The organism is Globicatella sanguinis, assembly GCF_002847845.2.
Taxonomy (GTDB): domain Bacteria; phylum Bacillota; class Bacilli; order Lactobacillales; family Aerococcaceae; genus Globicatella; species Globicatella sanguinis.
This window is the reverse complement of record NZ_CP126962.1, coordinates 1455782-1471565: the sequence shown is the minus strand read 5'-3', so window position 1 is coordinate 1471565 and position 15784 is coordinate 1455782. Positions and strand designations below refer to the sequence as shown.

Annotated in this window: 13 protein-coding genes; 1 reads left to right on the top strand and 12 read right to left on the bottom strand. The window is 37.1% G+C overall.

Features of this window, described 5'->3' with window-relative positions:
* Window positions 1-5: 5 nt before the first annotated feature.
* The 7 genes from CYJ72_RS06405 to CYJ72_RS06375 form a co-directional block, all read right to left on the bottom strand.
* Entirely contained in the window at window positions 6-950 is a 945-nt protein-coding gene (locus tag CYJ72_RS06405) for a LysR family transcriptional regulator (RefSeq protein WP_066125294.1), read from the bottom strand.
* A gap of 438 nt (window positions 951-1388) precedes the next feature.
* On the bottom strand, window positions 1389-2168 hold the full coding sequence (locus CYJ72_RS06400) for an enoyl-CoA hydratase/isomerase family protein (RefSeq protein WP_066126625.1): 780 nt from the start codon (window positions 2166-2168) through the stop codon (window positions 1389-1391).
* Window positions 2169-2192: 24 nt separating this feature from the next.
* A complete protein-coding gene (locus tag CYJ72_RS06395) occupies window positions 2193-3380 on the bottom strand; it encodes a thiolase family protein (protein WP_066126623.1) in 1188 nt (395 codons plus the stop codon).
* 25 nt (window positions 3381-3405) lie between these two features.
* Window positions 3406-5661, bottom strand: coding sequence for a 3-hydroxyacyl-CoA dehydrogenase/crotonase FadB (fadB, locus tag CYJ72_RS06390; protein ID WP_101813045.1), 2256 nt, complete (start codon window positions 5659-5661; stop codon window positions 3406-3408).
* A 31-nt stretch (window positions 5662-5692) separates the two neighbouring features.
* Window positions 5693-6898 (bottom strand): acyl-CoA dehydrogenase FadE, encoded by a 1206-nt coding sequence (fadE, locus tag CYJ72_RS06385; RefSeq protein WP_284628740.1) that lies wholly within the window; start codon window positions 6896-6898, stop codon window positions 5693-5695.
* Between the two features lie 26 nt (window positions 6899-6924).
* Window positions 6925-8460 (bottom strand): long-chain-fatty-acid--CoA ligase FadD, encoded by a 1536-nt coding sequence (fadD, locus tag CYJ72_RS06380; RefSeq protein ID WP_101813047.1) that lies wholly within the window; start codon window positions 8458-8460, stop codon window positions 6925-6927.
* 873 nt (window positions 8461-9333) lie between these two features.
* Complete coding sequence (locus CYJ72_RS06375; RefSeq protein WP_066126293.1) at window positions 9334-9597, bottom strand: type B 50S ribosomal protein L31; 264 nt, start codon at window positions 9595-9597, stop codon at window positions 9334-9336.
* Between the two features lie 240 nt (window positions 9598-9837).
* Here CYJ72_RS06375 and CYJ72_RS06370 point away from each other — a divergent pair, with 240 nt between their 5' ends.
* A complete protein-coding gene (locus CYJ72_RS06370; protein ID WP_284628735.1) occupies window positions 9838-10902 on the top strand; it encodes an AbrB family transcriptional regulator in 1065 nt (354 codons plus the stop codon).
* A 99-nt stretch (window positions 10903-11001) separates the two neighbouring features.
* Here CYJ72_RS06370 and CYJ72_RS06365 read toward each other — a convergent pair whose 3' ends face one another.
* The 5 genes from CYJ72_RS06365 to CYJ72_RS06345 form a co-directional block, all read right to left on the bottom strand.
* Entirely contained in the window at window positions 11002-12132 is a 1131-nt protein-coding gene (locus tag CYJ72_RS06365) for a sodium ion-translocating decarboxylase subunit beta (RefSeq protein WP_284628733.1), read from the bottom strand.
* A gap of 10 nt (window positions 12133-12142) precedes the next feature.
* A complete protein-coding gene (locus tag CYJ72_RS06360) occupies window positions 12143-12502 on the bottom strand; it encodes a biotin/lipoyl-containing protein (protein ID WP_066126287.1) in 360 nt (119 codons plus the stop codon).
* Window positions 12503-12566: 64 nt separating this feature from the next.
* Complete coding sequence (locus CYJ72_RS06355) at window positions 12567-12899, bottom strand: OadG family transporter subunit (RefSeq protein ID WP_066126286.1); 333 nt, start codon at window positions 12897-12899, stop codon at window positions 12567-12569.
* A 14-nt stretch (window positions 12900-12913) separates the two neighbouring features.
* Window positions 12914-14299, bottom strand: coding sequence for an oxaloacetate decarboxylase subunit alpha (locus CYJ72_RS06350; RefSeq protein ID WP_284628730.1), 1386 nt, complete (start codon window positions 14297-14299; stop codon window positions 12914-12916).
* A gap of 182 nt (window positions 14300-14481) precedes the next feature.
* Window positions 14482-15774: a 2-hydroxycarboxylate transporter family protein gene (locus tag CYJ72_RS06345; RefSeq protein WP_284628728.1), complete on the bottom strand. Its 1293-nt coding sequence runs from the start codon at window positions 15772-15774 to the stop codon at window positions 14482-14484.
* Between the last annotated feature and the right edge of the window lie 10 nt (window positions 15775-15784).

The following is a 15784-nucleotide window of genomic DNA, read 5'->3' as shown; positions in this document are numbered from 1 at the left end:
TATCTCTAGTCTTCATTATCTAAAAAATTGTATTTCAACATATTTTTTTCATCATAAAAATTTTCCAAGACATTTTCAAAAACAAATGATTCGACAGAAGTATAACGCTCTTTACGAGGTCTCACTAACATCGGAATATAAGGTATTGGATCATTAAATCTTTTTTCTATTACACCGATATGATTTAAGCGCTTCTTAAACATTCCGAAATAGGCTGTCGGTAAGATTGCAATAATCTCACTATTAACGGTACATTCAATCATGTAATCCCATGAACCAGAAGTAAAAAGTAAGTTCTTTTTAGCTGTTTCACTCACTTTACTTGCGATACTATGATTCAATGTATATTTATCGGTGTAAGTGATATAAGGAAATGCCTCTAAATCAGACCATGATAAAATCCGCTTTTCAGCCAATGGATGTTTAGGATCCATAAAAGCTACCGCTTCTGTTCGCATCAATTGATACTGTTCAAAATTCTCTTCGTTTAATCCGGTTGGGTGAGTCAAGATAGCTATATCCAATACCTCATCCAATAACATTTGTCTTAATTCTAAACTACCTGCTTCAATAATTTCGACATATGCTTTAGGGTTTTCAATCATAAATTTTGGTAGAAACTTTGTAAAGAACAATCTTAAAAATGTTGGATGTCCGCCTAATTTAATTAACCCTTTTTTGATTTGAGACTCGCGTTCGATCACATTCTCTAAATTTTGATAGACATCAACGATTTCAACAGCTTTTGCATAGACATTTTTACCTGCACTACTCAGGCCAACGATGCGGCCATTTTTCCGTTGAAATAAATCAAAACCTTGTTGTTGTTCAAACTTTTTAATAAATTGACTTAAAGCGGACTGTGAAATAAATAATGATTGCGCCGCTGCTGTCAAATTAAAATCTCGGTTTACTATTTCAAGTAAATATTTTAAATGAATAATATCCATCCTTAGGCTCCTTAATTGTTTTCTTTAAGTATACCACCTAAGTCCGCACATTCTCTATGGGAGTGAGCAAGAAGTAGAAAATTAAATGATTTTCGCTTCGTCTGTTCACCACCGCACAGTTGAGTAGGTATCAAACAAGTCATTAAGACACATGTTGAGGCCACTCAACCACTGCGCTATAAATTAACGTGCATTAATTTGACTGAATTTTTCAAGGTTAATCTCAGCTACATTAAGACGCAGGTTGAGGCCACTCAACCACTGCACTTTTAATTAACGCACAATAACGTGATTGAATTTCCCAATATTATACTCAGCTATCTTAAGACGCAGATTGACATCACTCAACCACTGCGCTATTAATTAATGAACAATAATCTTAACTAAATTGATCAAGTTTATGCCCAGCCACTCGTAATGAGTCTTTATCTCCCTATATTAAAAGTTGGGCTGTCTTTTATTTAAAAATGCCTCTACGGCTTCAAAATGATTGGCTTGTTTAGATGCCTCATGCATATATTTTGCTTCTAATTGATTGAATTCATCTAATGCTGGATACTCGATGGTAGCCATCATTTCTTTTTGGTAAGCATAGGCAATATATGGCCCCTGAGCTAGTTTTTGCGCTAATTTTAAAGCCGTCGCATAAACTGTTTGATCAGGAACGACATCATATGCTAAACCATATTCTTTGGCTAATGAGGCATTGATGGTTTCATTTAACATCAAATGACGACGTGTACGGAAACTACCAATCGCACGATACAAGCGATAAATTAATCCTGTATCTCCCGGTAAGCCCATATTTGAAAATCCAGGTATTAATCTTGAGCTTTCGCCAACGACGATAAAATCACAAGCCATCGCCAACCCAAAACCTGCACCTACTGCAAAACCTTCTACAGCTGCAATGACGGGCTTTTTATTTTTTATAATGGCTTCAATCATATAACCTGTTTCCCTTACTGTATCATAAGGAATATGTGTTTTTGTTTCTATCGCTACCTTAAATTGGGTAACATCACCCCCAGCACTGAAGTTGTCTCCAGTGCTAGTAATGATAATGACTCTAACCTCTTCATTGTCTTCAAAAGATTTCATTGCTTCCATTATTGCGCGATAATTATCTTTTGATAAAGCATTACCATATTTTGGACGATTAATCGTTAAGGTGGCGATAGAATTTTCAATATTGATCAATAACTCTTGATTTTCCATTCTAATCCTCCTGTGTCACGGATACTAATGAATATATTCGAAAATTCCGGCTGCTCCCATTCCGACACCAATACACATTGAAACAATGCCATATTTTGAATCTGGACGACGTTTCATTTCAGCTAACAAACGAGCTGTTAAAATAGCCCCTGATGCGCCTAGTGGATGTCCTAGTGAAATTGCGCCTCCGTTAACATTAGTAATTTGTTGATTAATTCCTAATTCACGCATAGAAGCTAAAGCTTGAGAGGCAAAAGCTTCGTTTAATTCAATTAAGTCAATATCATCTAAAGTAAGATCTGCTAATTTTAATACTTCTGGAATTGCATAAGCTGGTCCAATCCCCATTAATTTAGGATCTACCCCTACAGCTTTAAACCCAACAAACTTGGCAATCGGTTTAATCCCTAATTCTTTGACTTTCTTGCCTGACATTAATACTACGAATCCACAACCGTCACTAATTTGTGATGAAGTCGCTGCTGTTACCGATCCATTCGCTTTAAAAATCGTCGGTAATTTCGCTAAGCTCTCCATATTCGTCCCCGGACGAATGCCTTCGTCAGTTTTGTATTCTTCCTTCGTTACTACCGGACCTTCAGCGGTATAAGTCACTTTGTTAACTTGTACTGGTATAATTTCATCTGCTAAACGACCTGCTTGTTGTGCAGCTAAAGCACGTTGATGACTTTGGACTGCAAATGCATCTTGATCTTCACGTGAAACACCATATTTTTCAGCCACATTTTCAGCGGTTAAGCCCATTGGCGTTCCGGCTCCGACACCTTCTCTTTGTAAAGTCGGGTTATTGGTTGGTTCATTTCCTAACATTGGCACTGCACTCATAAACTCAACGCCACCTGCTACTAACACATCAGATTGCCCAGCCATAATCGCGTTAGCTGCTGTTGCAATCGTTTGTAAACCTGATGAACAGAAACGATTGACTGTTTGACCAGCAACGGTATAAGGTAATCCTGCTCTTAACGCAATCGTACGAGCAAAATTATTTCCTTGTACTGCTTCTGGGTAAGCACATCCTACAATCACATCTTCTATTAAGTTTGGATCGAATGGTCCTTCGATACGATCAATGACCCCTTTTAAAACTTCAGCCGCAATATCATCAGGACGGTCATTGGCAAATGCTCCGCGTTTATTTCCTTTTCCTACAGCTGAGCGGCCATAAGAGACAATGTATGCTTCTTCCATATTTTTCCCCTCCATTGTTCATCCATTAATTTCTTAACGGCTTTCTAGTTTTTAACATATGTGCAATACGTTCATATGTTTTTTGATTTTTCGCTAAACGTGTGAATTGGGCTTTTTCTAAGCTTTGTAAGTATTCTTGATTAACGAGTGTCCCTCTTGGCACCTCGCCACCTGCTAATACTTCGGTTAATGCTAACGCAATTTCCATATCGTAATCACTAATAAAATGACCTAATCTCATAGAATCTAATTGCCCTTCAACCACACCGATGAAGTCTGTGCCTAAAGCTGCAAAAGTACGTTTTGTACGTGGAACATAGCCGGCATTAGCCTCAAAACGAACACGGTCTAAAGCCACATCAATACGACGATCACCATTCATAATGATGGTATCTGTTGGTTTCAAGAATAAGTTTTCTTGCGCTTCATAAGCATTCATCACCACTTTAGCTTGAGCCACATTCATCACTACTTTGGCTAAGGTTTGAATTTTGTTAGACGTTTGATCATTACCAATGGTTGCGCGTTCAGCTAATTCTGCTAAACCTCCACCACCTGGAATTAAACCAACACCCACTTCTACTAAACCAATATAAGATTCAGCTGCTGCTACAACAAATGGTGACGCTAATAAAATTTCTGCTCCACCACCTAAAGCACGCCCTTGAGTTGCGGTTGCGATTGGTTTAGTTGCATAACGCATACGATTGACAGCATTATGTAATACTGAAATAGTACCTCCAACTAATTCATCTACTTGCTCTTGTTCGATAGCTGCTTTCATCATTAACAAGTTCGCACCTAAACTGAAGTGTGGCCCATCAGAATAAATAACCATTCCTGAATAGTCTTCCTGTTCTAATGTATCAACTGCTTTAATTAAATCCTCGCATAAACCATCAGTAATCGTATTATTCGGTGTCTTAAACTTGAACAATAATTGATCCGTGTTGACAACACTAAATCTTGAAGCCTCTCCATCCCATAGATCTTTTTCAATTTTCTCTTCAATCGACGTCGTTTGTTCTAAGCGCTCACCTGGTTGGTAAAACGGTTCAGTTCGATTCGCTACCCATTCTGGTAAAGATCCATATTCTTTTGTTAAGCGTTCTTTAACACGTTCGAATCCCATCAAATCCCATAATTGGAATGGTCCTTTTTGCCAATTGAAGCCCCAAACTAAAGCACGGTCGATATCTTTATAATCATTCGCTGCTTTTGGCACATTTAACGCTGAGTAATAAAACGATGCCGCTAAGGTTTCCCATAAATATTTTCCAGCTGGATCGTCACTATTAAAGATAATATCTAAATTATCTTTTAATTTACGACCAAATTGAGCTAAAATAGGTAACGCTGGCATTTCCACCTCTGTATATTCTAATGTATCCGGTGAAATAACTAATTTTTTGCGACCTTCACGCTTGTAAAATCCTTGTTTTACTTTATTACCTAATAAACCTTTTTCTAATAATTTTGGCATTAAGTCTGGTAAAGTGAAATGTTCCGTCTCACTTGGATCCATCATGATACCTTTAACTACTGAAGTTGCAATATCTAATCCAACTAAGTCTGATAAAGCATAGGTTCCCATTGGGCGTCCAATAACTTTTCCAGTTAAAGCATCTGCTTCAACAACTGATAAACCTAGTTTTTCAGCTCTGGCCATGTTGTCCGCCATTGCATGCGTACCAATACGGTTAGCGATAAAGGCTGGGACATCATTTGCTGTTACAACTCCTTTACCTAAGCCATTAATTGCAAAGTCACTCACCACTTCCATTGTAGCGTCACTTGTTTTTGAATTAGGAATTAATTCTACTAATTTCATGAAGCGTGGTGGATTGAAGAAGTGCATTCCTAGGAAGCGCGCTCTTTCATCATCTGATAAGACTTTAGCAATCATTTCAATTGGAATACCAGAAGTATTAGTCGCTAAAATGGCTGTATCCTTCGCTACGGAAGCGATTTTCTTCCAAATATCATGTTTAATTTGGATATCTTCCTTTACTGCTTCAATAAATAAATCAGAATCAGAAGCTTCTTTTAAATTATCATCAAAGTTTCCATAGGATAAATTCCCTAAAAACTTCGCATCATATAACATCGGTTTTTTACGATCATTAATGCGATCATACCCCATTTTAGATAATTTATTTTTATCATTTTGATCAATTACTACGTCAAGTAATTCTACTTGAATACCGGCGTTAACGAGAAGGGCCGCGATTTGCGACCCCATCACGCCAGCACCCAATACGGTTGCTTTTCTAATGGTCATATTATTTCCTCCTCGTCATCTTGTAGCACTTTTAGTTAAATGCTGCTTCACCTGTCATTGCTCTACCAATGATAAGTGAGTTAACTTCATGTGTTCCTTCATAAGTGAAAACTGCTTCAGCATCTGAGAAGAAGCGTGCAATATCGTAATCTGCTACGATACCATTACCGCCACAGATACCACGTCCCATCGCTACTGATTCTCTCAAGCGTAATGAGTTAATCATTTTACCAATCGACGTCACTACTTCATTGTAATCGCCTTGTTCTTGTAACTTCGCAATATGGACACATAATGACATTGCTTGTGTTAAGTTTGCTTGCATCATTGCTAATTTTTCTTGAACTAATTGATAACTTGCAATCTTGTTACCGAATTGCTCACGTTCTTTAACATATTTCAAGGTTGCTTGTAAAGCTCCTGCCATTCCACCCGTTGCCATGAACGCAACAGCTGCACGTGTTGAGAATAATACTTTGGCAATATCTTTGAAGCCATTAATGTTTTGTAGACGTTTTGATTCCTCTACTTCAACATTCGTTAACTTAATATTACAGTTAGGAACGATCTTCAAAGCAATTTTATTTTCAATAACGTCGATTTCAACACCTGCTTGTTCTCTTTCAACAATGAAACATTTTGGTTTACCTGTTTCTTCATCACGCGCATAAACTGGAATGACATCCGCTACAATTGCGCCACCAATCCAACGTTTTTCACCGTTTAAGATCCATTTATCTCCTTCAAGACGAGCAGTAGTATCTAATCCCCAAGCTACGTCTGAACCATGCAATGGTTCTGTTAAAGCGAAACAAGTTCTTAATTCATGAGAAGCTAATTTCGGTAAATATTCTTTACGTTGAGCATCATCTCCACCAAATAAGAAGGAATTAAATCCTAATCCTGAGTGAACACCTAATAAAGTAACTAAGGAAATATCAAAACGAGCTAAAGTATAAGTGAAGAAGAATTCAAATAATTGACTTGGTGCTTTCGCGCCTTCACGACCTTCAAATAATAATGGGTTTGTTTTATAACCTAATTTTCCTAAATCTTCAAAGAAGCCTTCTGGTACTGTACAATTAGTCCAATGTTTATTTAAATCTTTACGATACTTACTTTCTAAAAGTTCTACCAATTGCGCTAAAACCTTTACTTCTCCTTCGGTTAAATCAGCAGATAATTTTAAAACATCCTCAGGATATAATCTATTTAATAATTCTTGTTTAGTTGACATAATAATTTCCTCCATATTCGTATTATTTATTTATTGTGATTAACAGGATCATCAATTTCTTTTGCGTATTCATTCATCATCCGTTGAATTTCTAAACGATCAGGTTTACCAACTGAATTCAATGGGATTTCTTCTAGTACTAAGTATAGTTTTGGTACTTTATACCCTGCTAAGTTTTTCATCATAAACTCATCTAAAGCCGCTTCAAAGTTTTCATAATCGCGTGCTTCAGGGTTTAAGATAATGGCTGCTGATACTGACTCTCCATATTTCGGATTATCATATCCCACTACCAAGCCACTCTTAATTAATGGATGTTTATTAAGAATCGCTTCTACCTCAGAAGGTAAAACATTCTCGCCACCGGTAATGATTAACTCTTTCAGACGATTAACAATTGTTATTTCACCTTTTTCATTACGAGTTGCTAAGTCACCCGTTCTAAAATACCCCTCGTGGAAGGCTTTTTCATCTTCTTCAGGTAAATTCCAATAGCCTGCAAACACATTGGCACCCGCTACTAATAATTCACCCACTTCGCCAACTCCAACTTCTTCTAATTGGTCATCAACAATCTTAATCTTGCCATTCATTAATGGTTGGCCAATAGCTGCTGGATTTTCTTTCGCAAATTCCTTACGATTGAACGTTACTAAAGGCACTTCAGATAAACCATAAATGTTCATAATGGGTTTGCCCATTTTTTCAAAAGCTTGCGCAATTTGTGGTAATGGCGGCGCGCCACCAGAAACAATTAAATCAACACTTTCTAAAACATCTGGTGCAAAGTCAGGTGATGCAAGCATCGCATAATACATCGTTGGAATCATAATTAAAGTATTTGGACGATACTCACGAATCATACTATTTAAAGTCTGAGCATTAAAATAGCGTTCTAATACAATCGTTCCACCTAACATTAAAACAGGAATTAACATATCAACAAATCCGATAATATGGAATAACGGCACATTGATAATAACACGTAATTCCTCCGTTAAGTTAAATGATAAAATCTCGTTAAAGGCGTTATTACGATAACTTTGATGCGTATGAAGCACCCCTTTAGGTGTTCCGGTTGAACCACTTGTGTAGATTAAGAATGCTGGATCATTCAACTCAAGATCTACAGATTCAAATGGATGGTGATTAGCTGGATTGACAATCTCATCATACTCCGGTAAATCAATGTTTAATTTAATGTACTCTTTGGGAACATTTTCCAAACGGTCTTCATGGTTAACAGCGTTTACGATGAATTTCGTTCCTGAATCTTCAACAACTTTCGCAACCTCTAATGGCTTAAGACGCCAATTTAATGGGATGAATACAGCTCCCATCTTAATACAAGCAAAGAAAAAATCGGCAATCGCAACATCATTTGGTGCAAATACCCCCACTCTATCTCCTCTTTGAACTCCTTGCTCAATAAGATAATTCGCTAAGTTCTCTGCACGGACATTCAATTCATGATAAGTCCATTCTCTTTTTTTAGCTGGCTCAATAATCGCAACTTTATCACTATGAGTCACAGCTCTCACTTTAATCCAATCGAAGTTCATACAATACCTCCTCTTTAATAAATGTAAACGCTGTTTTGTTTACGCTTTCATTATAGCAAGTCTTTGCCAATAAAAAAAATAATTAATATTCAGACCTACTATAAGTTGAGCTAATAGTGTTGTTTTTGTTCACAAGTCAGTATTAATTCATGCAGTGACTCTTATTCACGTTCATTGGTTGTTATATCAATGTTTAACAGTTAGTTTTTAATCTTATATTCAGTTATAAGTGTTAATTATCACAATGTGATGTTTAGAATGGATTAGTAAAACTTATATCTAGTGGTGAAAAAGTCTAGTTATTCAACAGTAGTTTCACTATATTTGTGGGATGGGCATAATCATGATAAATTTAGTCAAGTTATCATTCGTTATTTAAAAGCGCAGTGGTTGAGTGGCCTCAACCTGCGTCTTAATGTAGCTGAGATTAATCTTGAAAAATTCAGTCAAATTAACGCACGTTAATTTATAGCGCAGGGGTTGAGTGGTCTCAAACGGCGTCTTAATGTTGCTGAGATTAATCTTGAAAAATTCAGTCAAATTAATGCACGTTAATTTATAGCGCAGTGGTTGAGTGGTCTCAAACGGCGTCTTTCGACTTGTTTGAGGCCTACTCAACTGTGCGGGGGTAGGCCAACGAAGCGAAAATCATTCGATTTTCTACTTCTGGTCTACTCCCAACTTTGCGGGGGTGCACAGACGAAGGAAAATTATTCAATTTTCTACTTCTGGTCCACTCCCATTTCTTCAAAAAACATTATTATTTTTGGGCGCTTTTCAAAAAAAGTCGGTAAAGTCCATAAAAAAAGGTCTACCACATAACATGGTAAACCTTTAAAACGTTGATATATCAATGTTTTTAAGCTACTAGAATTAATTTGCAGCGTTGTTGTCTTTGAAACCGTATTTTTTGTTGAAACGATCCACACGACCATCGGCTTGAGTGAATTTTTGACGCCCAGTGTAAAACGGATGAGAATCTGAAGAGATTTCAACACGGATTAATGGATAAGTATTACCGTCTTCCCATTCAACAGTTTCATTTGATGATTTAGTAGAACCTGATAAGAATTGGAAACCAGTTGAAGTATCCATAAACACTACTTTTTGATATTCTGGATGAATTCCTTGTTTCATAATTTTCTTCGTCCTTTCTGCCCTAATCTATTTGCTAAATTAGAGTTATTACTGTGCATTTTGCAACATTATTATAATACCATGACATCTTCTTGAATGCAAAGATTTTTCAATATTTTTTTACATCAATTTGCCTTGAAATTATTAGTCATTGAAATTTAGAGCTTAAAGCAATCTAATATATATGATTACCCGCTAAAATGTTATAATAATGAAAATAGTTTATAAAGAGGTGTTTGTATGATTGAACAAATTGCACTCACTTTATTGATTGGCTTCCTAGGTGGACTATTATTTAAAAAAATCAATATTCCAGCTGCTTTCATGATTGGCAGTATGGTGGTCGTGGCCATCATCAATGTTTTATTTGGTAACCTTTATGTGCCTCGTAACTTAAAGTTATTTGCACAAATCTTAAGTGGCGCTTTCATTGGTCAATTGATTAACCACTCTGATTTAGAAAATCTTCCTAAAATGCGTAAACCCGTCGCTTTGCTTTTAGCTTTATTTACATTAAATATGATTTTAGTTGGGTTTATCTTTCATTTTGTTTTTAAATTTGATTTAGTAACAGCGCTACTGATGTGCTTACCTGGTGGTATTATGGATGTTTCACTTATGAGTATTGATATGGGCGCTCAAGCAGATGTCGTGGCTTCAATGCAAACCATTCGCTTAGTCGGTATGCTCCTTATCTTGCCAAATTGGATTAAGTTTATTTTAAAACGACTCAATGCGACGCCAGTTCAAAATGGTAGCAATAAAACGACATCTAACGATCACAAACAATCCCACCCACCTATCAAAAATGATTTCTATGTTATTTTCATCTCGCTAATCGGAGGTATTATTGGTTACTATTCACAATTACCAGTAGGAACACTAATCGGTGCTTTAATCGCTTCGTTATTAATCAAATTATACGGTGGTAGTCAACCTTTAAGACCCGCTCTTAGATATACCGCTCAAATTTGTGCTGGTTCCATTATTGGGACGACCTTTACTCATGAGAGTCTGCTAAATATGTTTAATTTAATTATGCCAGCAATTATTTTATTGGCCTCTTATTTAACGCTCAATTATTTCTATTCTATCTTTATCTATCGCCGGGGACTCATTGATTTACAATCAGCCTTATTTTCTTCTTCTCCAGCTGGCGCAACTGATATTTCATTGATTGCCGGAGAATTAGGGGGCGACTTGGCTAAAATAGCCAGTACTCAAATTATCCGAATGCTCTATACAATTATTGTCCTACCCAATGTGGTAAAACTCATCGTCTGGTTAGCATCATTATTATCATAACAAATACCCTCAAACGGCTCCCGCTCCCTTTGTCCTTATCCGGATTTAGGAGGCAGTAGAATTCAGCCTTTTGAGGGTATCATTTTATTCATTTAAACTCTAACTAAACATCGCTAACAAGACACCCGCCACAATAGTGGAACCAATTACTCCGGCCACATTCGGTCCCATCGCATGCATCAGTAAGTAATTGGATGGATTCTCCAATTGTCCTTCTTTTTGTACCACTCGAGCAGCCATTGGCACAGCTGAAACACCGGCAGCACCAATCATTGGATTAATTTTTCCACCAGTAAATTTATACATCACTTTACCGATTAACACACCTGAAGCAGTCCCGAATGCAAAAGCAATCAATCCTAACACGATAATTAACAAGGTATCCGGTGATAAGAAGATTTCGCTAGTAGCGGTTGCTCCGACGGTTGTTCCTAATAAAATCGTTACAATATACATCATTGAATTTTGTAATGCATCGGTTAATAACGGTACTATTTTACTCTCACGCAATAAATTTCCTAACATTAACATCCCTACTAAAGTCGTCGCACTAGGCACTAGTAAACTAACTAAAATAGTTACAACGATCGGAAAAATAATTTTTTCTGTTTGAGAAACTTTTCGTTGTTCCTCCATCACAACATTCCGTTCTTCTTTAGTCGTTAATGCTCGAATAATCGGTGGCTGAATAACAGGCACTAAAGCCATATAAGAATAAGCCGCTACCGCAATCGCTGGTAATAAATGTGGTGCCAAGCGCGTTGTAGTAAAAATGGCTGTCGGTCCATCCGCTCCGCCGATAATGCCAATGGAAGCCGATTCTTGGGGCGTCATTCCAAATAATAAGGCAAGGAAAAAGGCCGCAAAAATACCGAATTGTGCAGCGCCTCCTAATAGGATCGTAATCGGATTCGCTATTAACGGACCGAAATCCGTTGCGATACCTAAGCATAAAAATATTAAGGGTGGATAGATTCCTAACTTAGTTCCTTGATATAAATAATATAATAACCCTCCTGGATCGATGCCATTACCTGGGTCCATAATACCTGAAATAGGTAAATTACTAAGTAACATCCCAAAGGCAATTGGAATCATTAAATACGGTTCATATTGCTTTCTAATCCCCAGATAAAGCAACACACAAGCTATCACAATCATAATAAAACTCTTACCAGAAAGAGCAGCAAATCCGGAGTTAGTAATTAATTCACTGATAATTTCTAACATATCATCCCTCCTACATTACGGCTAATTCTTGTTTCGTTTCAACTTGTTGCGATTCCGTCACTAAAATTGATTTGATTACACCATCTTGAGTGGCTTTTATTTCATTTTCCATCTTCATTGCTTCTAGAATAAATAAGTTATCGCCTGCTTTGACACTTTGGCCTTCTTTAACTAATATTTTCATAATCACACCACTCATCGGGGCGCTGACCACAACTCCTTCTTGATTGCTTGTTGTAGAAGCAACAGGGGTATCATTTGTTTTGGCAGCTGATGTTTGAGGCGTTACTTCAATTGTTTCATCTGCTTTTAATTCTCGTAAACTCACTTCAAACACTTCATCATTAACCACTACTTCATATCTTTTCATGAAATTCATCCTTTCTGGATTGTTTATTTTTCTTTTAAAGAGGCATCCTCATTCATAACAGTTGCTATTTTTTGATCACAGAAACTACTTCAAAACGCTTATCTGGTTCATCTTCACTCGCATAGGCTAATGCCGTTAACACCGCTACTCTTGCTAATTTATCTTCTTCAAACAAGGTCTTTTTTGACAATGGATTTGAACTTGCTGACGGATAGAGTTGCGATGGGGCGCTTTTGTTTGCTCCTTCTGATTGTTGTAACACATCTTGTACTCGCTCGTATTTTTCCACCAATTTACTCACGTACTGTATACAAAACATGATTAAAATAAGTGTAAAGGCCACCATTAATATGGCCGAGACTGTTAAATTTATTCCATCAATGATTGTAAATTCCATCGGCTTCATCCTTTCTAAATATAGGCTGTAACTTTCACCACTGATTCTTCAGGTTGATTACGCTTCATTAAAAAGTTTTTCCCAACCTCTGGAAACAGAGCATAAATTAATACATCTTCTTCGCTTTTAGCTAAGTCACCTATCTCTAACGTCAACTTTTCAAATTCCGCTTCTAAATCATCGGCTGGTCGATAATCAATGACTTTTTCATCGCCCATGATACTACGGCGGAACATTTCATCGATTGCCACCGGGGACTTACCATATTTACCAACTAAATAACTGCGAACTTCGTTTGAAACCATCTTGTATCGTTCACCAGTTGCAATATTCATTGTAGCCTGTGTTCCAACCATTTGACTAAGTGGCGTCACTAATGGAGGATAACCTAAATCTTTACGCACCCGTGGAACTTCCGCTAACACTTCATCATATTTTTCAGCCAAACCTGCTTGTTTCAATTGAGAACTTAAGTTAGACAACATTCCACCTGGCACTTGATAAATTAAAGCACGTGGATCAGCAGTTAACATTTTAGGATTGATTAAGTCTTCGGCTAAATATTTATCTCGCATTTTTCTAAAGTGTTCAGCAATTAAATCTAATTTCTCATGATCAATTGTTGTTTGATAGCCTAATTCTTCTAATGCAATCACTAATGATTCTGTTGCTGGTTGACTAGTCCCTTCGCTTAATGGTGATATGGCGGTATCGATTCGATCTGCACCGGCTTCTACCACTTTTAAAAGCGTCATTTGTGAAACGCCACTGGTTGCGTGCGTATGGACAATTACCGGTATCGACACTGCCTCTTTAATCGATTTAATTAACGAATAGCCACGTTGAGGCGTCAGAATGCCGGCCATATCCTTAATGCACAGTGAATCAGCGCCCATGCCCTCAATTTCTTTTGCTAGTCCAACATAATACTCATCGGTATGAACAGGACTCGTTGTAAATGCAATGGCGACTTGCGCTTCCTTTCCAGTCCTTTTGACTGCTTCAACCGATTGTTTGGTGTTGCGCATATCATTTAAGGCATCAAAAATTCTGAAAATATCAATCCCATTGGCTGCGGCTTTCTCGACAAATTTATCGACCACATCATCCGCATAATGACGATAACCTAATAAATTTTGCCCGCGCAATAGCATTTGCAACGGCGTATTAGGAGCTAATGCTTTGATATTTCTTAAACGTTCCCAAGGGTCTTCATTTAAGAAGCGAATACATGCGTCGAAAGTCGCGCCGCCCCAACATTCTAAAGAAGCATATCCAACTTGATCGAGTACCGGCAAAATGTCTTTCATGTCTTCAAAAGGCATGCGGGTCGCCAATAAGCTTTGATGCGCATCTCTTAGAACGGTTTCAGTGATGCCGACTAAATGCTTTTCCGTCATAATATTACCACTCTCCTTAATTTATCTGTTAATCACATTATATCAAATTACATTTGTACATTCATGCTCAATAAAAATTATTTTATCTTTTTTGTCAATTCTAGTATTTATAAAGAAAGACGTGAGCACTCGATAAGAGTCAAGTGCTACGTCTAAGCAAAGCTGTTTAAAATATGCTAATCTTATAGGAAAAATCCGAATAAAATTGATGCTATGACCAATACCATTCCTCCACCTAAACGTGAAGATAATTGGGCATAAGAAATTAAGCCCATACGGTCAGCTGCCCCTAAAACAGCTAAGTCTCCTGATCCTCCACGGTTAGCCATACATAGTCCAGCAGTAACAGCTGAATCGATTGGATAGAAGCCTACCATCCAACCAACAATCGCTGATCCTAAAATCGCACCGATAACAATTGCTGCTGCAATAATAACATTACCTAGAGTTATAGCTGCCCATAGTTCATTTAAATCTGTTGAAACTCCGACCCCTACCATAATAACTAATACTAAGTTTTTAGAGAAAAATGACTGAACATCTTTAGCAGCCATACGTAAACTACCAGGTATTAAATCAAATGCATTCGCTAGTGCTACTAAAATAATCATAAAAGCAAATGCATGAATCGGGATTGAAGGTAGTATATAATTTTCCCACAATTCAGACAAAATACGACCTGTTTGATAGAAAGCTAAGGCCATTAAAATAGCTCCGGCATAATCTTTGATCGAAAATTCATAACTTTCTTTATCACTTTTGATTTCATCAGCATTACGAATCAATGTATTGCCATCACCAGTTAAATTTGTTGATTTTTTCCCAATATTATTTAAAATACCACCTGAAATAATTGCAAAAATATTAGCAATCGTTAAGATAGCAATTGCAAAACCATAATAATTAGCTGCTGTATCACCAGTAACCCGTTCATAGATTTGTGATAATGGTACTGCACCAGCACCGTTACCCCCTCCCATAACTGGTAGAACATATTTGATAATAGTGTCCGTTGGGCTTACTCCAAATAATAACCCTGCTAAAACACCTAGAATTCCTGCACCGACAAGTCCACCTAATATGGCTGGAATATATCCTGAGAAGGATTTTAACATTAAGTCACGATTTAGGCCTAAAATGGATCCTGTAATTAGGGCTATGATGAAAAAGTTTAGCACTCCCATTGGTTTGGATGTAACTTGATCCATTAATTCGACATATTCTGTAGGGATTACATTAAACTGAACTAAAAAGGCAGTTCCTAGGAAAGCTAAAACAAGCCCTCCCCCAACATATGAATTCCAGATTGGGATTCGCTCACCAATTTCATTAAAGATAATACCAATAACCATCATAATTGCGATACCGCCAGCTAGGTCCTTAGATAATACGCCTGTATACATCGCAAGAATCACTAACAAAGCAAAAACGATAAACAACTTAATGTTTAATCCAAAGAACTTTAAGTTTTTCATAATGCACCTC